Below are 21,015 nucleotides of genomic sequence, written 5' to 3'. Positions count from 1 at the left end.
CACTCCGGTACGCGGCGCAGTCGGTGAAGCGAATAGTTCTCGAAGCTTTCCTGCTTCCTTGAGTACTACAGGTCTGATCAGTGCCCTTTGGGTGGTGTGGGCTGTGGATGCATGACAGCGCGTTGGCGCTCCTGCTGCAGAAAACTCATGATGATGGGGGCTACGGCTTCGGCCCTGGTAATCAGGAACAAATGACCGTCATCGATTATGTGTAGCTGGGCATTGGGTATACGCCAAGCCAAAAGGCGCATATTTACCAAAGGGATCAACGGATCGTCGTCACCGGCCAGAACCAGTGTCGGCTGATGAATCTTGTGCAGCCAGTGGATGCTGGTCCAGCCCATGCCTGCGAACAGTTGCCAGTAGTAGCCGAGTTTGCCGGACGAACGTACCTTGGCTGCGTGGTTGGCGGCCAGATGCGGATCTCGCCGGAATGCCCCGCCATAGATCTCCGGCGCAATGCGGATCACATGTGACGGCTGGATATAACGCCGCGGGCTGGCCATCAACCACAAAACACGGGGCTTGCCCGGCACCATGACCATGCCTGCCGCAGTGGCCGCCAGGACCAGTTTCCTGCAACGCTCCGGGTAATCGTGGGCGAACTGCTGAGCCAGTGCTCCGCCCCATGACACACCAATCGCATTGACCTGGCCGTAATCCAGATAGTCGAGCATACGCGCCGCCAGCTTCGCCAGCCCCGGAAAACGATAGGGGCGACTGGGTGTCGAGGAGCCACCGACGCCCGGCACATCGAAGGCGATGACTTCCAGATCCGGGTCCAGGGCGTCAACAAACGGAAACACCAACTCAAGGTTGGCACCAATGCCGTTGAACACCAGCAAGGGCGTCAGATGACTCTTGCCGGGTCGCACAGCTGTGCGAATGGTATGACCGTCCAGGTCAATGGAACGGAAAACAAACGGTTGAGGCATACGCTAAGCCCTGTTGGTTAAACCGCTGGGAAAGCCGTCCTGCGCTTTTACCAGATCGACCGAGGTGCGCCGGTCATGTTTGCGTAACGTTTGCCGCCGGTACTTCCATCCTGGACCCGGCAGCGCGCATTCGCTCGTATCCAATCCGCTTAGCGTTCGTGAACGTAGGTACCGGGTGAAGCTTCGCTTGCAGGGTAGGCCTTGTTGCCCAGTGTCGCAGGGGCCTTTTTCAGTTTGCCCGAGCGCTCGGTCTTCCAGGCCTGCCAGTGTAGCCACCATGAATCGGTGTGCTTGGTGCCGTTTTCTTGCCATGCCGAAGGTTCGGCCGGCAGTTCGTTGTTGGTCATGTAGCGGGCCTTGGGGTTGCCCGGCGGGTTGAGAATGCTCTGGATATGGCCGCTGCTGGAGAGCACGAACTCGGTCTTGCCGCCGAATAGACGGGCCGACTTGTAGCACGACGCCCAAGGCGTGATGTGGTCGTTGGTGCCCGCCAGACAGAACACATCGCTGGTGACCTGCTTCAGATCGATCGGAGTGCCACAGACCTCAAGGGCATTGGGGCGGGTCAGAGGGTTGTTCTTGAACATCTCGATCAGATCGCCGTGAAAGGCAGCCGGCAGGCGAGTGGTGTCGTTGTTCCAGAACAGGATGTCGAACACGGGCGGTTCGTTACCCAGCAGGTAGTTGTTGACCCAGTAGTTCCAGATCAGGTCGTTGGGGCGCATCCAGGCGAAGACCTTGGCCATGTCGCGACCTTCCAGCACGCCAGCCTGATAGGAGTGGCGCTTGGCCGTTTCCAGGGTCTGTTCATCGACGAACAGGGCAACTTCGGTATCCAGCGTGGTATCCAGCACGCTGACCAGTAGCGTCAGTGCATGAACCTTCTGCTCGCCCAGCGCGGCGTAATGCCCAAGCAATGCGGTGCAGGTGATGCCGCCCGAGCAGGCGCCGAGCATATTGATGTCCTTGCTGCCGGTGATGGCTGTCACCACATCGACCGCTTCCTTCAAGGCCTCGATGTAAGTGGACAGGCCCCATTCACGCTGCGCCTTGGTCGGGTTACGCCAACTGACGATGAAGGTCTGTACGTTGCTGCGCAGACAAAAGCGCGCCAGGCTTTTTTCCGGGCTCAGGTCGAAGACGTAGAACTTGTTGATCTGCGGCGGCACCACCAGCAATGGCCGTTCATGGACCTGCTCGGTGATGGGCTTGTACTGGATCAGCTCCAGCACATCGTTGCGAAACACCACCGAACCTTCGGTGGTCCCCAGGTTCTTGCCGACTTCAAAGGCGTCCATGTTGACCTGGCTCGGCATGCCACCGTTATGCACCAGATCCTTGGCCATGTGCGCCAGGCCATCGAATATGCTTTTACCGCCAGTCTCGAAGAAACGCTTTACCGCAGCCGGGTTGGCGGCCGTATTGGTCGGAGACATGGCTTCGGTCATCAGGTTGATCACAAAATGACCACGGCTGATGTCCTGAGGGGTGAGGTTGCTGCCGTCGATCCAGTCATGCAGCTCCTTGCGCCAGGCCAGGTAGCTCTGCAAATAACGACGATACAGCGGGTTCTGGCTCCATGCCGGGTCCGCAAAGCGTCTGTCGTCAGCGGCTGGCTGCAGGGCAGACTTGCCGAACATCACGTTCTTTATTTCAACACTCAAGTGGGCGACATGCTTGAGGCTGTGGAACGGCTGCTTGATTGCCTGGCGCAGAACCATGCGAGCGGTGGTCAGTAAATCCTTGCGGCGCAAGCCAACCACCGGGTTCAAACCCAAGGTGTGTTCAGAGGCTTGTTGCTGCAGGTCATCGTTGTTCTTGCTACTCATCTACGACGCTCCATTGTCCTGAGACGAGTACTGACTTTCCCTGTGAGCCAGTGACACAGGCGAGTCGTCAGTACTACTGCTCGTGTGACCGATGATGGCTTGGCTGCCAATTCCCGTGGTTTATGCAAGCTACCGCGAAGGCGCCTGAACAGCTGCGCTTCATGTGACCACTGCTTTGCATACTGCTTGTTATTCGCGCATCGAAGGGATGCAGGGAATTTACCAAAGTCATTGGTTACGCGAGATTTCAAAAAATCGCAAGCAGCGTCAGTCATTGACCGCTGCGCGGGACATTGAAACAAAACAGATTAGAAAGCGCTTCCTAATACGTCAAACGGCAGGCTAGAGCTTTCTGGAAGATATATGCGTTGTCTGGGGCTGCTGGAAAAACTGACGAGCGTGTGTCGTCATTTTTTCTGATGACTAGAGCATAAGCCTGATGACTTGCTCGGAAGGGTCGCGGGATTTACCTGCCTTTTGCAACTCCAGCAGATAATCCTCCCACAAGGACTCCTGGCGTCTGGACAGCTCGTAGAGGTATTCCCAGGTGAACAGGCCGCTGTCATGGCCATCATCGAAGGTCAGTTTCAGCGCGTACTGGCCCGCAGGCTCGATCTTGGTCAGACCTACCCCCAGCTTGCCGAATTGCAGGATCGGCTTGCCATGGCCCTGAACCTCGGCGGAAGGCGAATGCACCCGCAGAAACTCCGCAGGTAAATGATATGCCTCATCCGGCCCGTACTTGAGCGTCAGGGTTTTCGAGGCTTTGTGGAGCTGGATGGCGGTTGGGATGGGGGGCACGGTGGGGAGCCTCAAGCTACAAGTGACAAGCTACAAGTGAAGCAGTGACAAGCTTCAAGTGAAAGCAGCTGCAAGCTACAAGCACAATCAGCTTGCAGCTTACAGCTCCCAACTTGCAGCTACTTACAAAATATACCGCGACAGGTCTTCGTCGTTGGCCAGTTCGCCCAGGTGGCTGTTGACGTAGTCGGCGTCGATCAGGATCGGCGAGGCATCCGGGCTGCCAGCCAGATCGCCGGCGCTGAACGACACTTCTTCAAGCAGGCGTTCCAGCAGGGTGTGCAGGCGGCGGGCACCGATGTTTTCGGTTTTCTCGTTGACCTGCCAGGCAATCTCGGCCAGACGCTTGATGCCGTCAGGCTTGAACTCGATGTCCAGGCCTTCGGTCTTGAGCAGTTCGCGATATTGCTCGGTCAGCGAGGCATGCGGTTCGCTGAGGATGCGCTCGAAATCTTGAGGCGTGAGGGCCTTGAGTTCGACACGAATCGGCAGACGGCCTTGCAGCTCGGGCACCAGATCGCTTGGCTTGCTCAGGTGGAACGCACCCGAAGCGATGAACAGGATGTGGTCGGTCTTGACCATGCCCAGTTTGGTATTCACGGTGCAGCCTTCGATCAGCGGCAGCAGGTCGCGCTGTACGCCTTCGCGGGAAACATCGACACCGCCGGAGTTGCCGCGCTTGGCGACCTTGTCGATCTCGTCGATGAACACGATGCCGTGTTGTTCGACGGCTTCCAGAGCCTTGACCTTCAACTCTTCATCGTTGACCAGGCGGCTGGCCTCTTCGTCGCGCACCAGCTTGAGCGCTTCCTTGACCTTGAGCTTGCGGCTCTTCTTCTTGCCCTTGCCCATGTTGGCAAACAGGCTTTGCAGCTGGTTGGTCATTTCTTCCATGCCGGGCGGCGCGGAAATATCGACGCCCACGGTGTCGTTGACCTCGATCTCGATTTCCTTGTCGTCCAGTTGGCCTTCGCGCAGACGCTTGCGGAACAGCTGACGGGTATTGGAATCGCTGGTCGAAACCGGCTCTTCGCTGAAACCGTTGCGAGCAGGTGGCAGCAAGGCATCAAGGATGCGGTCTTCGGCAGCGTCTTCTGCGCGGTGACGGACCTTGACGATTTCCTGTTCGCGCAGCAGCTTGATGGCGGCGTCGGCCAGATCACGAATGATCGACTCCACGTCACGGCCCACATAGCCCACTTCAGTGAACTTGGTGGCTTCAACCTTCAGGAACGGCGCATTGGCCAGCTTGGCCAGACGACGGGCGATTTCGGTTTTACCGACGCCGGTCGGGCCGATCATCAGAATGTTCTTTGGAGTTACTTCGACGCGCAGTTCTTCTGGCAACTGCATCCGGCGCCAGCGGTTTCGCAAGGCAATGGCGACGGCGCGCTTGGCATCGTCCTGGCCAATGATGTGGCGATTGAGTTCGTGGACGATTTCACGGGGAGTCATGGACATGGTAATTGATGGTCCTCAGGCATAAAGAAGTCGGCAGGGGTGCGGGTTACGCAGCCGGACAACGGCTTATTCAGCGAGGTCCTGCTCCTCAATGGTGATGTTGTGGTTGGTGAACACGCAAATATCGCCAGCGATGTGCAATGCAGTCTCGGTGATCTCGCGGGCCGACAGATCGGTCTTGAGCAGCAGCGCACGGGCAGCAGCCTGGGCGAATGCGCCACCCGAGCCCATGGCGATCAGGCCATCTTCAGGTTCCACGACATCGCCGTTACCGGTGATGATCAGCGAGGCGTCCTTGTTGGCGACGGCCAGCATGGCTTCCAGGCGGCTGAGGGAGCGATCGGTACGCCAGTCCTTGGCCAGTTCGACGGCAGCACGTACCAGATGGCCTTGATGCTTTTCCAGCTGGCCTTCAAAACGCTCGAACAGCGTGAAAGCGTCAGCCGTGGCCCCGGCGAAACCGGCGATAACTTCACCGTGATACAGGCGGCGTACTTTCTTCGCGTTGCCTTTCATGACGGTGTTGCCCAGGGAAACCTGGCCGTCGCCAGCCATGACGACTTTGCCGTGGCGGCGCACTGAAACGATGGTGGTCAAGGGAGAGTCTCCACGCAGCGGGGCGAAAATGCCCTGATGCAGACTCATATGGGGGTGGGGTTGGGTATTTCAACCGCGAATTCATTTGCGAAAAAGCCAGTGATGAAGCTTTCGCGAATGAATTCGCTCCTACCGGGGCTGCTGTGTGCTTCCGTAGGAGCGAATTTATTCGCGAAGAGGTCAGAAGCCTGTGTTATTGCTTGCTGCGCTGTTGCAACAACAGGTTACTAAATCCGCCGCTCGCCAATTGCTTCTGGGCGGTGGTGAGTTGTTCGCGGTTGCTGAACGGGCCGACCAGAACCCGGTACCAGGTTTCTTCCTTGACCGTGCCGGACTCCACTGTCGAGGTCTGGCCTAGCAGGATGATCTGCGCGCGCACCTTGTCAGCATCTTCTTTCTTGCGGAACGAGCCCGCTTGCAGGAAGAACTGGGTCACTGGCGCCGGTTTTGCGGTCGCTACAGGTGGTGCCGGTGGCGGTGTCAGGCCGCTGAGGGCCGCCTGGGCGCGTGCGGTGTCGATCTTTGCCGCCTGCTCAGGCGACACGGGTGCAATCGGGGTCACGGGCGGTGGCGTCTTTTCCGGTACCGCTTCGTTCGGCACGATCACTTCCGATTCCGGCAGCAGCGTGTAGAAGTCGTACTTCGGCTTGACCGGTGCCGTCGGGCTCGGTGGCGTCTTGTTCGCTTCGGCGATTTTTGCTGCCTTGGCCTCGGCCTTGGCACGTTTTACGTCTTCACCGCCGGGTTCGAGCTTCATCAGAAAGACGATGAATGCACCCACGGTCAAGCCAATCGCCAGCCATAACCATCCTGGAATCGGCTTCTTCGCGGGTGCCTGATAACGGCTGGCGCCCCGCTTGGGAGCCGGTTTCTTCTTCGCAACTGCCAACTTACATACGCTCCAGAGTTTCCAGACCCAATAGATCCAGGCCTTGCTTGAGAGTGCGACCGGTCAGGGCCGCCAGACGCAGACGGCTCTGTTGTTGATCGGGATTTTCCGCACCAAGGATCGGGCAGTTTTCATAGAAGCTGGAAAACAGACCCGCAAGGTCATACAGGTAAGCACAAAGAACGTGAGGCGTGCCTTTTTCTGCAACGTTATTCAGGGTTTCCGTGAACTGAGCCAGGCGTGCAGCCAGTTCCTGCTCCTGCGGTGCTTGCAGAACGATCTGGCCTTGAGTGGCATCGAACGGCGTACCCAGTTTGCGGAATACGCCGGAAACGCGGGTGTACGCATACAGCAGATAAGGCGCGGTGTTGCCCTCGAAACTGAGCATCTGATCGAAGTTGAAGCTGTAATCGCTGGTGCGATGCTTGGACAGGTCGGCGTATTTCACCGCGCTGATGCCCACTGCCTTGGCGATGGTCCGCAGCTCGCTTTCGGCGACTTCCGGGTTCTTCTCTTTCACCAGCGTGTAGGCGCGTTCTTCGGCTTCGTCGAGCAGGTCGATCAGTTTGACGGTGCCGCCATCGCGGGTCTTGAACGGACGGCCATCGGCGCCGTTCATGGTGCCGAAGCCCATGTGCTCCAGTTGCATGCCGTCATGAACGAAACCGGCGCGGCGGGCGACTTCAAACACTTGCTGGAAGTGCAGAGCCTGACGCTGGTCGACGAAGTACAACACGCGGTCGGCTTTCAGGATCTTGCTGCGATAGCGGATGGCCGCCAGATCAGTGGTGGCATACAGGTAACCGCCACCGGCCTTTTGCACGATGACCGGCAGTGGCGTGTCTTCGGCGGTGCGGAATTCTTCGAGGAAGACGCACTGCGCGCCGTTGCTTTCAACCAGCAGGCCCGAAGCTTTCAGGTCACTGACCACGTTGGCCAGATCGTCGTTGTAGGCGCTTTCGCCCTTGACGTCAGCCGGTGTCAGTTTGACGTTGAGGCGCTCGTAGGTCTTCTGGCAGTGAGACAGCGAGATCTCGTTGAAGCGGTTCCACAGAGCAAGGCAATCGGCATCGCCCGCCTGCAACTTGACCACCAGACCGCGAGCGCGCTCTGCGAACTCTTCGGACTCGTCGAAGCGCTGCTTGGCGGCGCGGTAGAAGTTTTCCAGGTCGGACAGTTCGTCGCTGGTGGCGGGTTTTTCCTGAAGGTAGGCCAGCAGCATGCCGAACTGGGTTCCCCAGTCGCCCACGTGGTTCTGGCGAATCACGGTATCGCCCAGAAACTCCAGAACGTTGGCCACGCCGTCGCCGATGATGGTCGAGCGCAAGTGGCCAACGTGCATTTCCTTGGCCAGGTTCGGGGCCGACAGGTCAACGACCACGCGCTGGGATGCGCTGGCCTTGCGTACCGACAGTTGCGCGTCGGCCAGTGCGGCATCCAGGCGCGCAGCCAGTGCCTGAGTGTTCTGGAAGAAGTTCAGAAAGCCCGGGCCTGCAATTTCGACCTTGCTGACCTGCTCGTCGGCAGGCAGGGCGGCGATGAGTTTTTCGGCCAGATCGCGGGGTTTCATGCCGGCCGGTTTGGCGAGCATCATCGCGATATTGCTGGCGAAATCGCCGTGGGTCTTGTCTCGGGCGTTTTCCACCTGAATCGCCGGCGTCAGCCCTTCTGGCAAGACGCCCTCGGTGACGAGACGGGTCAGGGCTTGTTGAATCAGCTGGCGAATGGTGTCTTTCATGATGCTCTCTTCAACCGCAAGCGCGGTGGCGCCGGGATGCGCGGGTGGAAAAACTGGGCATTATCCGTTGCCGGGGCAAGCTTGCCAACCTTCTTAGCCTGTGGGCTTCGCGAATGAATTCGCTCCTATCCGGCTGCGTACGGTGTGGGAGCCAATTCATTCGCGAAAATGCACACCCACCTGCTTAATAAAGATCCACCGGGTCCACATCCAGCGACCAGCGCACCTGCCTGCCGCTGGGCATCTGCTCCAGTATCAGCAGCCAACTGTTGAGCATGCGATGCAGTGGTGCTCTGGCGTTGGCCTGGACCAGCAATTGCGCCCGGTAGCGTCCGGCGCGCCGTTCCATGGGAGCGGGGACCGGGCCAAGTAGTTCAACGCCGCCCAGATTCATTTGGGCCAGCAATTGCTCGGCCTCGGCGCAGGCCTGATCGAGAAACTCTTCTGCCTGCCCCGGCTTGTGGGCTTCGGCGCGCAGCAGGGCCAGATGCGAGAAGGGCGGCAGACCGGCAGCACGACGCTCGCTCAGGGCCTGTTCGGCAAAGGCGAAGTAGCCTTGCTCGGTCAACTGGATCAGCAGCGGATGATCGGCCAGATGGGTCTGGATAATCACCTTGCCCGGTTCTTCGGCGCGGCCAGCACGCCCGGCCACCTGCACGATCAACTGCGCCATACGCTCGCTGGCGCGGAAATCACCTGAGAACAACCCGCCATCGGCGTCCAGGATCGAGACCAGCGTCACGCGGGGGAAGTGATGCCCTTTGGCGAGCATTTGCGTGCCCACCAGAATGCACGGCTGCCCGCGTTGAATGGTGGCGAATAACTGATTCATCGCGTCCTTGCGCGACGTGCTGTCACGGTCGACCCGTAGCACCGGGTAATCCGGGAACAGAATCGCCAGTCGTTCCTCGGCCCGCTCGGTGCCTGCGCCCACTGGCCGCAAATCCACCTTGCCGCATGAAGGGCACTGGCGCGGCACGCGCTCGACATGCCCGCAATGATGGCAACGCAACTCGCCGGAGCGCTGATGCACGGTCATGCGCGCATCGCAGCGCTGGCATCCCGACAGCCAGCCGCAGTCGTGGCACAGCAAGGTGGGCGCGAAACCGCGACGATTGAGGAAGACCAGTACTTGCTGGCCGGCCGCGAGAGTCTGGCCGATGGCTTGCTGCATCGGCCCTGAGATTCCGCTGTCCAGCGGCCGGCTTTTCACATCCAGGCGCAGGAAGCGTGGTTGCTGTGCGCCGCCAGCCCGCTGGTTCAGGCGCAGCAGGCCGTAGCGGCCGGTATAGGCGTTATGCAGGCTTTCCAGAGACGGTGTGGCCGAGCCCAGCACAATCGGGATGTTTTCTTGTCGAGCGCGGACCAGCGCCAGATCGCGGGCGTGATAGCGCAGGCCTTCCTGCTGTTTATAGGAGCCGTCGTGCTCTTCGTCGATGATGATCAGTCCCGGATTCTTCATCGGGGTGAACAGCGCCGAACGTGTACCGATTATGATATCGGCCTCGCCATCCCGTGCCGCCAGCCAGGCGTCCAGCCGTTCGCGGTCATTGACGGCCGAGTGCAGCAAGGCGATCCGGGCATTGAAACGCTGCTCGAAACGCGCCAGTGTTTGCGGCCCGAGGTTGATTTCCGGGATCAGCACCAGAGCCTGCTTGCCTGCTTCCAGCGTTTCGCGGATCAACTGCAAATAGACTTCGGTCTTGCCGCTGCCCGTAACGCCTGCCAACAAGAAAGCATGAAAGCTGCCGAAACCGGCCCGAATGGCTTCGCAAGCGGCGCGCTGTTCTGTATTGAGCGGCAGTTCCGGCTGCGCCAGCCAGTGCTCATGGCGCGCTGCCGGTGCATGACTGCGGACCTCAACCTCTACCAGCCCTTTGGCCAGCAGCAGATTGAGGCTTTCCTTATTAAGCATCAGCTTGCTGAGCAATTGATGCGCTACACCGTGCGGATGCTGGGCCAGGGTGGTCAGGGCTTCCCGCTGCTTGGGCGCACGGGCGATACGCGGGTCGTCGACGCTTGCGCCAGGTGTCACGTGCCAGAAGCGCTCCTGGCGTGTTTCGGCCAGTTCGCCCTGACGCAGCAGAACCGGCAGCGCCCAACTCAGGGTATCGCCCAGGCTGTGCTGGTAATACTGGGCTGTCCACAGGCACAGCTTGAACAGTGATGGCGGCAAGGGTACCTGACTGTCGAGCAGGGCGATGGCGGGCTTGAGCTTTTCGTCGGGGACTTCGCTGTGATCGACCACTTCCACCAGAATGCCGATCATTTCCCGCCGCCCGAATGGCACCCGCAAACGCATGCCCGGCTGCAAGGCGCTACGCGATACTCCGGCCGGAGCGCGATAGTCGAACAGGCGTCGAAGCGGCGAGGGCAGGGCCAGGCGCAGGATGGCGTTTGGCAAGCGATGCTTCCTGTGGTGGAGGGCGAAGAATGCGCGATCTTAGCAGACGACCGGTTTAAAGGTTCGCTTGCGTCAGATGGATTGTCTGGTAATATCCGCGGCCTAATTGCGTGCGGTATTCAACAATAGTGTTGGGTGGCGGCTCGCTAGACCGAGGAAGTACCCCATGAAAGCAGATATCCATCCAGTTTACGAAGCCATTGACGCAACCTGCAGCTGCGGCAATGTCATCAAAACCCGTTCGACTCTCGCCCAGCCTCTGAGCCTGGACGTTTGCAACGAGTGCCACCCGTTCTACACCGGTAAGCAAAAGACTCTGGACGTTGGCGGCCGCGTCGACAAGTTCAAGTCGCGTTTCGGTGCGTTCGGCGCAACCAAAGCCAAGTAATGTTGGCCGCTCTGGGCTGGCGTGTGCGCTACTCCAGGCAGCTTGAAAAGGCACCCCTTGTGGGTGCCTTTTTTGTGGCCGCGATCTGGCTGCCTGCTGCCCAGGCCTTCTGCCCGGCGCCTCAAGGGTTGCCGGTCGCCCAGGTGCAACGGGTAGTGGATGGCGACACCTTGCGTCTTGTCGATGGGCGCAATGTACGCATGATCGGCCTCAATACTCCCGAAACCGGCAAGAGCGGCCGCTCAGCCGAGCCTTTTGCCGTGGCCGCACAGCGTCGTTTGCAGGTTCTGGTGGATGAGAGCGGCGGTCAGGTCAGTCTGCGGGTCGGTCAGCAGGCCGAAGATCATTACGGCCGTATGCTGGCCAATGTCTATGGCCGCAATGGCGCCAACCTTGAGGCGCAGATGCTGAGCGAAGGGCTGGGTTATCTGGTGGCAGTTGCGCCCAACGTGGCGCTGGTCGACTGCCAGAAGGGCGCGGAACTCAAGGCACGTCAGGCCGGGTTGGGCGTGTGGCGCAGTTCGCCGGTCCAGTCCGCCGGGCAGATCGACAAAGGCGGCTTTGCCCTGATTTCCGGGCAGGTTCGCAGCGTACAGAGCAACCGCGGCGGTGTCTGGCTCGAGTTGCAGGGTTCGCTGGTGCTGCGCATCGCCCCCGACCTGCTTTCGCAATTCGACAGCGCGATGCTCGAACGCCTGCAAGGCAAGCAGGTCGAGGCGCGTGGCTGGGTGGTGGATCGTTCCCGGCGCGGTGGTCTAGAGTCAGGGCAGGCGCGCTGGATGATGCCGATTACTCATCCTGCCATGCTGAGCCTGTCGAACCGTTAGTCATCAAAGCCCTGACGCGGGCATCTTGCTGATGAGCGGTCCGGGTTTTGTATTCCAAGGCTCTAAGCGTAAAGTCTATACCCGCGCCTATTGACAGCAGTGACTGGTCAGTCTTGTTAGGACTATGCATCTTGCGTATCCTCGGCGGTCCGTCTGTCCCACAGTAAAAAAAGCGGAATCCCTAAATGTCAGATCTGAAAACTGCCGCGCTCGAATACCATGCCAATCCACGTCCTGGTAAATTGAGCGTCGAACTCACCAAGCCGACCGCAACTGCTCGTGACCTGTCCCTGGCCTACAGCCCTGGTGTTGCTGAACCTGTGCGTGAAATTGCCCGTGATCCCGAGCTTGCCTACAAGTACACCGGCAAAGGCAACCTGGTAGCAGTTATTTCCGATGGCACCGCGATTCTCGGCCTCGGCGATCTGGGTCCATTGGCTTCCAAGCCGGTCATGGAAGGTAAAGGGGTTCTGTTCAAGCGTTTCGCCGGTATCGACGTTTTCGATATCGAAGTCGACTCCGAAAGCCCGCAAGCTTTCATCGACACCGTAAAGCGCATCTCCATCACCTTCGGTGGCATCAACCTGGAAGACATCAAGGCACCTGAGTGCTTTGAAATCGAAAAGGCTCTGATCGAACAATGCGACATCCCGGTTTTCCACGATGACCAGCACGGCACCGCTATCGTGACCGCCGCGGGCATGATCAACGCTCTGGAAATCGTCGGCAAAAGCCTCGACACCGCCAAGATCGTCTGCCTGGGCGCTGGTGCAGCGGCCATCTCCTGCATGAAGCTGCTGGTGAGCATGGGCGCGAAGATCGAGAACATCTTCATGGTTGACCGTACTGGCGTGGTTCACTCCGGCCGTACCGACCTGAACCAGTACAAGGCTGTTTTCGCTCACGCAACCGAGAAGCGTACCCTGAGCGAAGCTCTGGACGGCGCTGACGTTTTCGTTGGCTTGTCCGGTCCTAACCTGCTGAGCGCTGAAAACCTGAAGCTGATGGCCAAAGACCCGATCGTGTTCGCTTGCTCGAACCCTGATCCGGAAATCTCCCCAGAGCTGGCTCACGCTACCCGTGACGACGTGATCATGGCGACCGGTCGTTCCGACTACCCGAACCAGGTCAACAACGTGCTGGGCTTCCCGTTCATCTTCCGTGGTGCTCTGGACGTTCGCGCCAAGCGCATCAACGAAGAAATGAAAATCGCTGCTGCCAACGCCCTGCGCGAACTGGCCAAGCTGCCTGTCCCTCAGGAAGTCAGCGACGCCTACGGCGGCATCAAGCTGGAATTCGGTCGTGAGTACATCATTCCGAAACCAATGGACGCTCGCCTGCTGGGCCTGATCTCCGACGCAGTGGCCAAGGCTGCTATCGAAAGCGGCGTTGCTACCCTGCCGTATCCGAAGCACTACCCGCTGACCAGCGTGGATGATGTGTTTAAGGGTTAACAGCAGCCCATAAAAAAACCGGCCTTTGGGCCGGTTTTTTTATGGGGAAGATTCAAGCTGCAAGCTGCAAGAGAAGAGCGCGCAACTGCTCTTGCTTGCCGCTTCCAGCTATCTTTAGAACAAATCGATCGGTGCCGATTCGTCTGCTGGCAGCGGGCTGCCCGGTACGCTGCCGCCCAGTTCGTTCACGCTTGGAGGCGTGTCTTCGCTCTTGAACAGCTCGAAGAATGCATTGGGCGTGCTTGGGGTTGCTGCGCGGCCGCTTACAGGATCAACCCGCAGGCTCAGGATTCCATCCGGTTCAGCCTGTTGGTGAGGTGCCTTGTCCTTGAGCGCGGCGCTCATGTAATCCATCCAGATCGGCAAGGCGACCGTGCCGCCAAACTCGTGGCGCCCGAGGCTTTCCGGCTGGTCGAAGCCTGTCCAGACTGTCGTCACGTAATCTGCGTTATAGCCGGAGAACCACGCATCCTTGGATTCGTTGGTCGTACCGGTCTTGCCCGCGATATCCGGCCGGTTCATGGACAGGGCGCGCCGCCCGGTGCCGCGTTTGATCACGTCCTGCAACATGCTGTTGAGGATGTAAGTGGTGCGGCCGTCGACAATGCGTTCTGCAACGACTGGCGCCTGAGGTTCGGCAGGTGAAGTCGGTGAGGCAGTGTCAATCGGGCTGTCGTGTACCGCGAATGTCGAGGTGTCAGGTGCTGTCTTGGCATCGTTGGCCGGTACGCTGGCCGGATTGGCCACGAACAGTGTCTGGCCGTCACGGTTCTCGATCTTCTGGATCAGGTACGGGCTGACCTTGTAGCCGCCGTTGGCAAATGTGCTCCAGCCGGTGGCGATCTCCATCGGCGTCAGGGTTGCCGTGCCCAGTGCCAGCGACAGGTTGCGTGGCAGATCCTGCTTGGCGAACCCGAAGCGGGTGATGTAGTCGATCGTGCTGTCGATGCCCAAGGCCTGCAACAGGCGGATCGAAACCAGGTTGCGCGACTTGTAGAGCGCTTCACGCAGCCTGATCGGGCCAAGGAAGGTGTTGGTATCGTTCTTCGGGCGCCAGACCTTGTCCAGATACTCGTCGACGAACACGATCGGTGCATCGTTCACCAGGCTGGAGGCGGTGTAGCCGTTGTCCAGCGCTGCACTGTAGATGAAAGGCTTGAAGCTGGAGCCCGGCTGACGCTTGGCCTGCATGGCGCGGTTGTAATTGCTTTGCTCGAACGCGAAGCCACCGACCAGGGCGCGAATGGCACCGTTTTGCGGGTCCAGTGAAACCAGCGCGCTCTGTGCGGCGGGAATTTGACTGAATTTCAGCGAGCCGTCTGCCTGACGCAGCAGGCGAACCAGATCACCCACATGAGCAACGTCAGCAGGTTGGCGCGGATTTGCCCCCAGGCTGTTGGTGTTCAGGTAAGGGCGAGCCCATTTCATGCTGCTCCAGTCGACGCTTTCTTCTTTCTCGCCATTGCGGGTCAGGACGCGGATGCCGTTCTTGTCGATCTGCGTGACGATTGCAGGCTCCAGGCCGTTGATCGTGCGTTGCTTGGTCAGTTCCTGAGCCCAGCCGGCATGTGTCATGCCCGGGAAGCGGCTTTCCGGCCCGCGATAGCCATGGCGCTGGTCGTATTCGATCAGGCCTTGCTGCACGGCTGTGTTGGCATGTTCCTGAAGGTCGCTTGGAACAGTAGTGGTGACGCGGAAGCCTTCGGTATAGGCTTCGCTGCCGTAACGGCCGACCATCTCGGCGCGGGCCATTTCGGCGATGTAAGGCGCGTAAACTTCCGGCGTCGGAACGTGGTAGCTGGCGTTGATCGGCTCGTTCAAGGCCGTCTGGTAAGCGTTCTGGTCAATTTTGCCCAGGCGGTACATGCGCCCAAGAATCCAGTCGCGACGTTCCTTGGCGCGGGCCGGGTTGGCCAGCGGGTTGAAGCGTGACGGAGCCTTGGGCAAGCCGGCAATCATGGCCATTTGCGCAAGGCTTACATCGCGAATCGATTTGCCATAGTAGACTTGCGCCGCTGCTTCGATGCCATAGGCGCGGTTGCCCAGATAAATCTTGTTGACGTACAGCTCAAGGATTTCATCCTTGGTCAGTTGGCGCTCGATTTGCAAGGCAAGAAGAATTTCGGTGGTTTTACGTGAAAAGCTTCTTTCGCTGGTCAGGAAAAAGTTTTTCGCGACCTGCATTGTGATGGTGCTGCCGCCTGATTGAATATGGCCGCTTTTTACAAGTTGGGTAGCGGCACGCATCAGGCTGCTTGGGTCGACGCCGTAGTGATTGGCGAAGTTGTCGTCTTCGGCCGACAGCAGGGCGTTGATGAAGTTGGGCGGGATTTCGGCAAAGCGGATTGGGGTACGGCGCATCTCGCCAAACTCCGCGATCAGCTTGCCGTCGCTGCTGTAGACGCGCAGGGGGATTTGCAGCTGAATGCTTCTCAGCGCTTCGACAGAAGGCAGATTCGGGCTCAGATAAAGGAATGCGCCGCTCAGACCGAGCAGCAGGCTGCAGAACACTGCAACGAGAGACCACCAGAGAAACTTCAACAAGCGTATCAAGGCTTTTGGATTTCCACGAAAAAGAATGGGTTAAGCACAGGCATTTACAAATGAACACGCCTTGAAGCTTTGTTAAACGAAAAAAACGCTGGGCATTATAAGCATTTTTCGTCTCCAAGCGTGATTTGCGCTACTGTCAAGGCTGTTGACAGTGACGTTGACCAAAAATTACTCCGTAAGTGGCGGAAAACTCATAGGAATCAGGTTGTGTTCGAACTCTTCGGTAAGAAGGCCAACACCCTTCTAGGGATCGATATTAGCTCTACCTCGGTAAAACTCCTTGAGTTGAGTCGTTCCGGCACTCGTTACAAGGTCGAGTCTTATGCGGTCGAACCGCTGCCGGCCAATGCCGTAGTCGAAAAGAACATTGCCGAACTTGAAGGTGTCGGCCATGCGTTGTCTCGTGTGCTGGTCAAGGCCAAGACGAGCGCCAAAATAGTGGCGGTCGCCGTTGCAGGATCGGCGGTCATCACCAAGACCATCGAGATGGACGCCGGTCTGTCCGATGACGATATGGAAAACCAGCTCAAGCTTGAAGCTGACCAGTACATTCCTTACCCCCTCGAAGAAGTCGCCATCGATTTTGAAGTCCAGGGCTATTCGGCGCGCAACCCCGAGCGTGTCGAAGTGCTTCTGGCTGCCTGCCGAAAGGAAAACGTGGAAGTGCGTGAGGCTGCATTGGCGCTGGCCGGGCTGACGGCCCGTGTCGTCGATGTAGAGGCTTATGCGCTGGAGCGTTCTTTCGGTCTGCTGTCTGCACAACTGGGCAATGGTCACGATCAACTGACGGTGGCTGTGGTGGACATCGGCGCGACCATGACCACCCTCAGCGTCCTGCATCACGGGCGTATCATCTATACACGCGAGCAACTGTTCGGCGGTCGGCAACTGACTGAGGAAATCCAGCGTCGCTATGGCCTGTCCATGGAAGAGGCGGGTCTTGCGAAGAAGCAGGGCGGGCTGTCCGACGATTACGTCAGTGAAGTGTTGAACCCTTTCAAGGATGCCCTGGTGCAGCAGGTTTCGCGCTCGCTGCAGTTTTTCTTTGCTGCCGGTCAGTACAACACCGTGGATTACATCATGTTGGCAGGCGGTACGGCTTCCATTCCAGGGCTTGAACATTTGATCCAGAAACGTCTTGGGACACCGACCATGGTCGCCAACCCTTTTGCCGACATGGCTCTGAGTTCCAAGGTCAACGCCGGTGCCCTGGCCAGTGATGCTCCTGCCTTGATGATCGCCTGCGGTCTGGCCTTGAGGAGCTTCGACTAATGGCACGGATCAACCTTTTACCGTGGCGTGAAGAGCTTCGCGAAGAGCGCAAGAAACGCTTCCTGACCGCGCTGGTCGGTGTGCTGGTTTTCTCGGTAGGTACCCTGTTTCTGATTGATCGTTACGTCAGTAATTCGATCACCTATCAGGAGTCGCGTAACGCATTCATCCAGAAGGAAATTGCCCAGCTCGATATCCGCATCAAGGAAATCAGCGACCTGAAAGCCCGGCGCAAACAGTTGCTGGAGCGGATGAAGATCATTCAGGACTTGCAGGGCAATCGCCCGATCATTGGCCGGATGTTCGATCAACTGGCGCGGACCTTGCCGGATGGCGTTTATTTTTCAGATGTCAAAATGACCGACAAATTGATTTCGATCAGCGGAGCTGCCGAGTCGAACAACCGGGTTTCGGACCTGATGCGTAACCTGGACGCTTCCGACTGGCTGGAGTCGCCAAGCCTGACCGAGGTCAAGGCGACCACGGCCGGCGCGGTGGATCAGGCCAACGTCTTTCAGTTGACCGTACGTCAGACCCAGCCTGCTGCTGTCGTTGTTGAAGGAGCCAAGCCATGAATTTTTCCGAATGGCTGGAAGGGCTTCGCAAGGTCGACATCAACGATCTGGACCTCAACAACCTGGGCTCCTGGCCTGCCGCAGTCAAGGCTATCTCCGGTGTATTGGTGATGCTGCTGGTATTTGCGCTGGGTTATTTCTTTTTCATCCAGGAACTGGAAACCCGGCTCGAAGTGGCTCAGGCCAACGAGCTGATGCTGCGCGAACAGGTGTCGACCAAGGCCTTCCAGGCCGCGAATCTGGAGCCTTACAAGAAGCAGATGACGGAGATGGAAAACACCTTCGGTGCATTGCTGCGGCAATTGCCCAGCGATACCGAAGTGCCGGGTCTGCTCGAAGACATTACGCGCACGGGGCTTGGAAGCGGTCTGGAGTTCGAGGAAATCAAGCTGTTGCCCGAGGTTGTCCAGCAGTTCTACATCGAATTGCCGATTCAGATCACTGTCGTGGGCGGCTATCACGACCTTGCGACGTTCGTCAGTGGCGTTGCCAGCCTGCCGCGTATCGTGACGCTGCATGATTTTGAGATAAAGCCGGTCGATCCGAAATCCCAGACCAAGCTGCGCATGAACATTCTGGCCAAGACTTACCGCTACAACGATGAAGGGCTGAAGAAATGAGGGCGGCGCGACTGTTGTGCGTCAGTATGCTTGTGATGGGGCTCGCCGGCTGTGATAACGATCAGGAGTTCGCGGACCTCAGCACCTTCGTCAATGAGGTCAAGGCGCGTCCTTCAGGCAATATCGATCCATTGCCCAAGTTCCGGCCCTATGAAACCTTTACTTATAACGCGGCCAATCTGCGCAGTCCGTTCCAGCCTCCGGTGAAGATCGACCTGCTCAATCGCCAGAAAGGCTCGCGGCTGGTCAAGCCTGATGAGACGCGGGTCAAACAGTTTCTTGAGGGGTTCAATATCGAATCGTTCGAGATGGTCGGAACCATTGGCAACGAATCGGGTACATTCGCCTTGTTGCGCGGCGCCGGAGGCGTTCATCGCGTGAAAGTGGGCGATTATCTGGGCCGCAATAACGGCCGGATTGTGTCGGTCAGCGATGCGCAGGTCGATGTCATTGAAATAGTTCCTGATGGAGAGGGGGCCTGGCTTGAAAGGCCACGCAGTATTTCCCTCAAAGAACGCTCATGAAGTGGGCAAGGCCAAGCATGCATAACACCGCACAACGGAAATTCATCATGATCAGGATTCTCTCGATTATCGGCGTTTCGCTAGGGATAGCGATGCTTTCGCCGGTTCTCCAGGCAGCCAATCTCAAAACGCTGGATGTCGCAGCCTTGCCGGGTGACCGGATCGAACTGAAGCTTTCCTTCGATTCTCCGGTTCCTGCGCCGCGCGGCTATACCACCGAGCAGCCAGCACGCATCGCGCTGGATCTGCCGGGTGTGACCAGTCAGTTGGCTACCAAGAGTCGTGATCTGGGATCGGGCAATGCGCGCAGTGTCGTGGTGGTCCAGGCCCAGGATCGTACGCGCGTCATCATCAACATGACGACGCTGTCGCCCTACAGCTCGCGTGTCGAAGGCAACAACCTGTTCGTGGTCGTCGGCCAGGGCGCTGCCGCTGCGCAGTCCTCCCAGCCGAGCACGGCCATGGGAACACCGCGAGTCGCGGTCCCGGCACCCGCTCCGGCAGCCGCCCGGCCTTACGTGCCGGCTGGCGTGAAAGCCATCAAGAATATCGACTTCCAGCGCGGTGAGCTGGGCGAAGGCAATGTGGTCATCGATCTGAGCAGCCCGGGCATTTCTCCTGATATCCAGGAGCAGGGCGGCAAGATTCGTGTCGATTTCGCCAAGACCCAGTTGCCTGAGCCGTTGCGGGTCAGGCTGGACGTCAAGGATTTCGCCACGCCTGTGCAGTTCGTGAGTGCCACGACTTCCGGCGACAAGGCGAGTATCAGCATCGAGCCTTCGGGAGCCTTCGATTACTCGGCCTACCAGACCGAAAACAAGCTGACCATCAGCGTGCGCCCTCTGACCAATGAAGACCTGGATCGCCGTGCCGCCGACAAACCGGTCTACACCGGTGAAAAGCTGTCGCTGAACTTCCAGGACATCGATGTGCGCTCGGTGCTGCAATTGATTGCCGACTTCACCAACCTGAATCTGGTGGCCAGCGACACGGTTCAGGGCGGTATTACTCTGCGCCTGCAGAACGTGCCGTGGGATCAGGCGCTGGATCTGGTGCTCAAGACCAAGGGGCTGGACAAGCGCAAGGTCGGCAGTGTTCTTCTGGTTGCGCCAGCCGATGAGATTGCCGCCCGTGAGCGTCAGGAGCTGGAATCCCTCAAGCAGATTTCCGAGCTGGCGCCGTTGCGTCGCGAGCTTTTGCAGGTCAACTACGCCAAGGCGGCGGATATCGCCAAGCTGTTCCAGTCAGTGACCAGCGTCGAGTCGAAAGCCGACGAGCGTGGTTCGATCACTGTGGATGAGCGCACCAACAACATCATTGCCTACCAGACCCAGGACCGGCTCGACGAACTGCGCCGTATCGTGTCTCAACTGGATATTCCTGTGCGTCAGGTAATGATCGAAGCACGCATCGTTGAGGCCAACGTCGATTATGACAAGGCGCTGGGTGTGCGTTGGGGTGGAACCAAGGTCGGCAGCGGCAACTGGAATACCTACGGCCTGGACGATAACGGCGACGAAGCGGGCAATACCGGCTCTGACCTGAGTGCCAACACGCCGTTCGTCGACCTGGGCGCTGCCGATGCGACCTCCGGTATCGGGATCGCCTTCGTCACCAACAACACCTTGCTCGATCTTGAACTGAGCGCGATGGAGAAGACCGGCAACGGTGAAATCGTCTCTCAGCCGAAGGTGGTCACTTCCGACAAGGAAACCGCCAAGATCCTCAAGGGTACGGAAATCCCTTACCAGGAATCCAGCTCCAGCGGCGCGACAACCGTGAGTTTCAAGGAGGCGTCCCTGTCGCTGGAGGTGACGCCGCAGATCACGCCGGATAACCGCATCATCATGGAGGTCAAGGTCACCAAGGATGAGCCGGATTACCTCAATGCGGTGCTCGGCGTGCCTCCGATCAGGAAAAACGAGGTCAACGCCAAGGTGCTGGTTTCCGATGGCGAGACCATCGTGATCGGTGGCGTGTTCTCCAATACGCAAAGTAAAGTTGTAGAGAAAGTGCCATTTCTTGGCGATGTACCGTATCTTGGCCGCCTTTTCCGTCGAGATACGGTGTCAGAAGCGAAATCCGAGCTGTTGGTATTTCTGACTCCGCGTATCATGAACAACCAGGCGATTGCTGTGAGTCGTTGAT

Annotated in this window: 17 protein-coding genes; 8 read left to right on the top strand and 9 right to left on the bottom strand. The window is 58.7% G+C overall.

Annotated elements, in window-relative coordinates; all coding sequences use genetic code 11:
* Nucleotides 1-77: 77 nt before the first annotated feature.
* From phaZ to Q6A51_RS11695, 8 genes are all read right to left on the bottom strand, one after another.
* Nucleotides 78-935 carry a poly(3-hydroxyalkanoate) depolymerase gene (gene phaZ / locus Q6A51_RS11730; RefSeq protein ID WP_122315867.1) on the bottom strand — a complete coding sequence of 286 codons (858 nt, stop codon included), beginning with the start codon at nucleotides 933-935 and terminating at the stop codon, nucleotides 78-80.
* A 149-nt stretch (nucleotides 936-1,084) separates the two neighbouring features.
* Nucleotides 1,085-2,764, bottom strand: coding sequence for a class II poly(R)-hydroxyalkanoic acid synthase (phaC, locus tag Q6A51_RS11725; protein WP_304574853.1), 1,680 nt, complete (start codon nucleotides 2,762-2,764; stop codon nucleotides 1,085-1,087).
* Between the two features lie 423 nt (nucleotides 2,765-3,187).
* Nucleotides 3,188-3,565 carry a gamma-butyrobetaine hydroxylase family protein gene (locus Q6A51_RS11720; protein ID WP_201018324.1) on the bottom strand — a complete coding sequence of 126 codons (378 nt, stop codon included), beginning with the start codon at nucleotides 3,563-3,565 and terminating at the stop codon, nucleotides 3,188-3,190.
* Nucleotides 3,566-3,688: 123 nt separating this feature from the next.
* Nucleotides 3,689-5,026: an HslU--HslV peptidase ATPase subunit gene (gene hslU / locus Q6A51_RS11715; RefSeq protein ID WP_304574852.1), complete on the bottom strand. Its 1,338-nt coding sequence runs from the start codon at nucleotides 5,024-5,026 to the stop codon at nucleotides 3,689-3,691.
* 66 nt (nucleotides 5,027-5,092) lie between these two features.
* Complete coding sequence (hslV, locus tag Q6A51_RS11710; protein ID WP_025262300.1) at nucleotides 5,093-5,623, bottom strand: ATP-dependent protease subunit HslV; 531 nt, start codon at nucleotides 5,621-5,623, stop codon at nucleotides 5,093-5,095.
* A 193-nt stretch (nucleotides 5,624-5,816) separates the two neighbouring features.
* A complete protein-coding gene (locus Q6A51_RS11705; protein WP_025262299.1) occupies nucleotides 5,817-6,512 on the bottom strand; it encodes an SPOR domain-containing protein in 696 nt (231 codons plus the stop codon).
* 1 nt (nucleotide 6,513) lies between these two features.
* A complete protein-coding gene (gene argS, locus Q6A51_RS11700; RefSeq protein WP_201018322.1) occupies nucleotides 6,514-8,250 on the bottom strand; it encodes an arginine--tRNA ligase in 1,737 nt (578 codons plus the stop codon).
* A gap of 184 nt (nucleotides 8,251-8,434) precedes the next feature.
* On the bottom strand, nucleotides 8,435-10,654 hold the full coding sequence (locus Q6A51_RS11695; RefSeq protein ID WP_201018321.1) for a primosomal protein N': 2,220 nt from the start codon (nucleotides 10,652-10,654) through the stop codon (nucleotides 8,435-8,437).
* Nucleotides 10,655-10,820: 166 nt separating this feature from the next.
* On the opposite strand from Q6A51_RS11695, the gene rpmE reads away from it, so the two are divergent.
* The 3 genes from rpmE (at nucleotide 10,821) to Q6A51_RS11680 (ending at nucleotide 13,323) form a co-directional block, all read left to right on the top strand.
* Nucleotides 10,821-11,042, top strand: a complete 222-nt coding sequence (gene rpmE / locus Q6A51_RS11690) for a 50S ribosomal protein L31 (RefSeq protein WP_025262296.1) — start codon at nucleotides 10,821-10,823, stop codon at nucleotides 11,040-11,042.
* Nucleotides 11,043-11,065: 23 nt separating this feature from the next.
* A complete protein-coding gene (locus Q6A51_RS11685) occupies nucleotides 11,066-11,869 on the top strand; it encodes a thermonuclease family protein (RefSeq protein WP_304574880.1) in 804 nt (267 codons plus the stop codon).
* Nucleotides 11,870-12,054: 185 nt separating this feature from the next.
* Nucleotides 12,055-13,323 (top strand): malic enzyme-like NAD(P)-binding protein, encoded by a 1,269-nt coding sequence (locus Q6A51_RS11680; RefSeq protein ID WP_201001467.1) that lies wholly within the window; start codon nucleotides 12,055-12,057, stop codon nucleotides 13,321-13,323.
* Nucleotides 13,324-13,437: 114 nt separating this feature from the next.
* On the opposite strand, the gene Q6A51_RS11675 is transcribed toward Q6A51_RS11680, so the two are convergent.
* A complete protein-coding gene (locus Q6A51_RS11675) occupies nucleotides 13,438-15,873 on the bottom strand; it encodes a penicillin-binding protein 1A (RefSeq protein ID WP_374063407.1) in 2,436 nt (811 codons plus the stop codon).
* A gap of 210 nt (nucleotides 15,874-16,083) precedes the next feature.
* On the opposite strand from Q6A51_RS11675, the gene Q6A51_RS11670 reads away from it, so the two are divergent.
* The 5 genes from Q6A51_RS11670 to pilQ are packed head-to-tail and all read left to right on the top strand — an operon-like array spanning nucleotide 16,084 to nucleotide 21,014.
* Nucleotides 16,084-17,148: a pilus assembly protein PilM gene (locus Q6A51_RS11670; protein WP_201001470.1), complete on the top strand. Its 1,065-nt coding sequence runs from the start codon at nucleotides 16,084-16,086 to the stop codon at nucleotides 17,146-17,148.
* Nucleotides 17,148-17,723 (top strand): PilN domain-containing protein, encoded by a 576-nt coding sequence (locus tag Q6A51_RS11665; RefSeq protein WP_201001471.1) that lies wholly within the window; start codon nucleotides 17,148-17,150, stop codon nucleotides 17,721-17,723. Before Q6A51_RS11670 ends, Q6A51_RS11665 begins: the two co-directional genes overlap by 1 nt.
* Complete coding sequence (gene pilO / locus Q6A51_RS11660; RefSeq protein ID WP_201001472.1) at nucleotides 17,720-18,343, top strand: type 4a pilus biogenesis protein PilO; 624 nt, start codon at nucleotides 17,720-17,722, stop codon at nucleotides 18,341-18,343. Before Q6A51_RS11665 ends, pilO begins: the two co-directional genes overlap by 4 nt.
* The gene (pilP, locus tag Q6A51_RS11655) at nucleotides 18,340-18,867 is read left to right on the top strand and encodes a type 4a pilus biogenesis lipoprotein PilP (RefSeq protein ID WP_201018319.1); all 528 of its coding nucleotides are present in this window, start codon (nucleotides 18,340-18,342) and stop codon (nucleotides 18,865-18,867) included. Before pilO ends, pilP begins: the two co-directional genes overlap by 4 nt.
* A gap of 47 nt (nucleotides 18,868-18,914) precedes the next feature.
* A complete protein-coding gene (pilQ, locus tag Q6A51_RS11650) occupies nucleotides 18,915-21,014 on the top strand; it encodes a type IV pilus secretin PilQ (RefSeq protein ID WP_201001475.1) in 2,100 nt (699 codons plus the stop codon).
* Nucleotide 21,015: the final 1 nt, after the last annotated feature.

It is taken from the genome of Pseudomonas serbiensis (assembly GCF_030580745.1).
Taxonomy (GTDB): Bacteria; Pseudomonadota; Gammaproteobacteria; order Pseudomonadales; family Pseudomonadaceae; genus Aquipseudomonas; species Aquipseudomonas serbiensis.
The sequence above is the reverse complement of the archived record's forward strand: the minus strand, read 5'-3'. Positions and strand labels throughout refer to the sequence as shown.

What these genes read in the sequence shown, in the direction of transcription:
- pilQ (WP_201001475.1), top strand. Translation starts at nt 18,915, where the DNA reads ATGATCAGGATTCTCTCGATTATCGGCGTTTCGCTAGGGATAGCGATG.
- Q6A51_RS11680 (WP_201001467.1), top strand. Translation starts at nt 12,055, where the DNA reads ATGTCAGATCTGAAAACTGCCGCGCTCGAATACCATGCCAATCCACGT.
- argS (WP_201018322.1), bottom strand. Translation starts at nt 8,250, where the DNA reads ATGAAAGACACCATTCGCCAGCTGATTCAACAAGCCCTGACCCGTCTC.
- rpmE (WP_025262296.1), top strand. Translation starts at nt 10,821, where the DNA reads ATGAAAGCAGATATCCATCCAGTTTACGAAGCCATTGACGCAACCTGC.
- hslU (WP_304574852.1), bottom strand. Translation starts at nt 5,026, where the DNA reads ATGTCCATGACTCCCCGTGAAATCGTCCACGAACTCAATCGCCACATC.
- phaC (WP_304574853.1), bottom strand. Translation starts at nt 2,764, where the DNA reads ATGAGTAGCAAGAACAACGATGACCTGCAGCAACAAGCCTCTGAACAC.
- Q6A51_RS11665 (WP_201001471.1), top strand. Translation starts at nt 17,148, where the DNA reads ATGGCACGGATCAACCTTTTACCGTGGCGTGAAGAGCTTCGCGAAGAG.
- phaZ (WP_122315867.1), bottom strand. Translation starts at nt 935, where the DNA reads ATGCCTCAACCGTTTGTTTTCCGTTCCATTGACCTGGACGGTCATACC.
- pilP (WP_201018319.1), top strand. Translation starts at nt 18,340, where the DNA reads ATGAGGGCGGCGCGACTGTTGTGCGTCAGTATGCTTGTGATGGGGCTC.
- pilO (WP_201001472.1), top strand. Translation starts at nt 17,720, where the DNA reads ATGAATTTTTCCGAATGGCTGGAAGGGCTTCGCAAGGTCGACATCAAC.